Here is a 2669-nt window from a genome sequence, read left to right as displayed (position 1 = left end):
GGTACCGGCGTATAATCGTTGAGCGACCAGTTGTAGCCGGTCGACTTGGAACTGATCTCGTAGAACTTCTGCGGCGCCAGCCCGGCCTTCTTGGCCAGCGCCATGGCCTCGCAAGTGCCTATCATGTGGATCGCCAGCAGCATGTTGTTGCACATCTTGGCAACCTGCCCGCTGCCGGTCTGCCCGGCGTGGATCACCGCCTTGGACATCGGCTCCAGCACAGCCTGCGCCTGTGCGAAGGCTTCCGACGTTCCGCCGACCATGAAGGTGAGCGAGCCGCCGTTGGCTGCCGCGATGCCGCCCGATACCGGGGCATCGACCATCGTGTAGCCCGCGTTTTCAGCCAGTTCGGCGACTTCGCGCGTGGTGGCGACGTCGATCGTCGAGCAGTCGAGGAACAACGCCCCCTTGGGTGCCTTGCCGATCACCTCGCCGGTGTAGACCGACTTTACGATCTTGCCGTTGGGCAGCATCGTGACGACCGCATCGGCCTCGGCGACCGCTTCAGAGACGGTCGAGAACAGCACGCAGCCATTTTCCTTCGCCTTCGCCCGCGCTTCCTCGGAGAGATCGAAGGCGCGGACCTTGTAGCCGGCGGTGACGAGGTTTGCAGCCATGCCGCCACCCATGTTGCCAAGGCCGATGAACGCGATCGTCTTCATGTCAGTCTCCAGGGAAATGCATTGGTTCGTGCCGGTTCCGGGGCAGTCCGGTGCCGGTGGGCAGCCAGCCAAAAGGCCAGCTGCCGCAAGAGGTTTGCTTACTTGCCTTTCCAGACGCCCGGACGCTTCTCGACGAAGGCCGTCATGCCTTCGACCTTGTCTTCGGTCGCGGTCAAGATCTGGAACATGCGGCGTTCGGCCAGCAGGCCTTGGTCGAGCGTCGTCTCGAACGCGACGTTGACCATCTCCTTGTTGATCATCGCGGCGAGCGGCGGCATCGCGGCGATCTTGCCGGCCGCCTTGAGAGCCTCGTCGAGAAGCTGATCGGCGGGAACGATGCGGCTGACGAGGCCCGAACGCTCGGCTTCCTCGGCGCCCATGTTGCGGCCGGTCAGGCACATGTCCATCGCCTTGGCCTTGCCTACCGCGCGAGTCAGGCGCTGCGAACCGCCCATGCCGGGCGCAACCGCCAGCTTGATTTCGGGCTGGCCGAACTGCGCCGTTTCCGAGGCAATGATGAAATCGGCCATCATCGCCAGCTCGCAGCCCCCGCCCAGCGCAAAGCCGTTCACGGCCGCGATCCAGGGCTTGCGGGTGCGGCGCACGATATCCGCCTGCCAGCCGGCGAAGAAGTCTTCGAGGAAGAATTCGGCGCCCGACTTCTCGACCATTTCCTTGATATCGGCACCGGCCGCGAAGGCCTTGTCACCCGAACCGGTGATGACCGCGCAGCCCTGGCTCTTGTCGGCCTCGAACTTGGCGAAGGCATCGGTCAGTTCGGCGAGTACTGTCGAATTGAGCGCGTTGAGCGCCTTGGGACGATTGAGCGTGATGAGGGTAACGGCACCCTTCTGTTCGACGAGGATCGTTTCGTAAGTGGTTTCGGGGCTCATAGCGGCTTCCATTCCTCTTCCGTGGGGAGCGGCGCGAAGATCGCGTCCAGCATTTCGTCGCTCACGCCTTCAGGCGTGGCAGGGTTCCATTTCGGCGCGTGATCCTTGTCGACGATCACCGCGCGCACGCCTTCGGCGAAGTCCGGCAGGACCAGCACCCGGCTGCCGATGCGGTATTCCATCGCCATGTTCTGGGCGAAGGTTTCCAGCTTCCCGGATTCGGACAGCTGGCGCAGCGAGACCTTGCAGGCCTGCGGGCTCTTGGTGCGCAGCGTCGCCAGTTCCTTGGCCGCCCATTCGCTGTCGTCGCCCTCGAGCGAGGCGAGCACCTCTTCCAGCGTATCGAAGGCGAAGTGCTTGCGGATCGCGCCCGCATTCCTGGCGATCTGCGGCTCGGGCGGAGTTACCGCCAGCGCGCTCAGCACACCGGCAATCTCGTGCCCGGCGGCAATGCGCTTCTTGGCTTCTTCCAGCGCCTCGCTTGGAAGGTAGTGCGTGGCGAGACCGGCCCAGAGGCATTCCTCGCCCTTCAGCCGCGCGCCGGTGAGCGCGAGAAACTGACCCACGCGACCATCCAAGCGCGAGAGATACCAGCCGCCCCCCACGTCCGGGAACAGGCCGATGCCGGTCTCGGGCATGGCGAAGCGGGTGTTCTCGGTCGCGACGCGGTACTTCGCAGGCTGCGAGATACCGACGCCGCCGCCCATGGTGATGCCGTCCATGAAAGCGACCACCGGCTTGTCGTAGGTGAAAAGCTGGTGGTTGAGTCGGTACTCGTCGAAGAAGAACTTGCGACCGGAAACGCCCTCGTCGGTGAGAGCCGACTGGCGCAGCAGGTTGATGTCCCCGCCAGAGCAGAAGCCGCGGCCTTCGGAGTGATCGAGGATCACCGCCTTGACCGCTGGATCGCCTGCCCACTGGCTCAGCGTTTCCATCATCCCCTGGCACATGCCGAGGGTCAGGGCGTGGATCGCCTTGGGCCGGTTGAGCGAAATAACGCCCGCGACACCGTCGCGGCGGATCAGCAGTTCGTCGGGCATTACTTCAGCAGGTCCCGGCCGATGATCATGCGCATCACCTCGTTGGTGCCCTCGAGGATGCGGTGGACGCGCAG

At 64.4% G+C, this 2669-nt stretch carries 4 protein-coding genes; all 4 read right to left on the bottom strand.

Annotated features, from left to right (window positions below):
- Positions 1-662, bottom strand: a 662-nt coding sequence (gene mmsB, locus IEX64_RS24045) for a 3-hydroxyisobutyrate dehydrogenase (RefSeq protein ID WP_188823973.1), incomplete at its 3' end; no start/stop codon positions are given.
- 98 nt (positions 663-760) lie between these two features.
- Complete coding sequence (locus IEX64_RS24040; protein WP_188823970.1) at positions 761-1555, bottom strand: enoyl-CoA hydratase-related protein; 795 nt, start codon at positions 1553-1555, stop codon at positions 761-763.
- Positions 1552-2595, bottom strand: coding sequence for an enoyl-CoA hydratase/isomerase family protein (locus tag IEX64_RS24035; RefSeq protein WP_188823968.1), 1044 nt, complete (start codon positions 2593-2595; stop codon positions 1552-1554). Before IEX64_RS24035 ends, IEX64_RS24040 begins: the two co-directional genes overlap by 4 nt.
- The coding region (locus tag IEX64_RS24030; RefSeq protein ID WP_188823975.1) for an acyl-CoA dehydrogenase family protein at positions 2595-2669 on the bottom strand (75 nt) is incomplete at its 5' end. The genes IEX64_RS24035 and IEX64_RS24030, both read right to left, overlap by 1 nt.

This window comes from Novosphingobium indicum, assembly GCF_014645195.1.
Lineage (GTDB): Bacteria > Pseudomonadota > Alphaproteobacteria > Sphingomonadales > Sphingomonadaceae > Novosphingobium > Novosphingobium indicum.
The sequence above is the reverse complement of the archived record's forward strand: the minus strand, read 5'-3'. Positions and strand labels throughout refer to the sequence as shown.

Excerpts from the sequence above, each read along its gene's own strand:
- IEX64_RS24040 (WP_188823970.1), bottom strand. The coding sequence starts at position 1,555 with ATGAGCCCCGAAACCACTTACGAAACGATCCTCGTCGAACAGAAGGGT.
- IEX64_RS24035 (WP_188823968.1), bottom strand. The coding sequence starts at position 2,595 with ATGCCCGACGAACTGCTGATCCGCCGCGACGGTGTCGCGGGCGTTATT.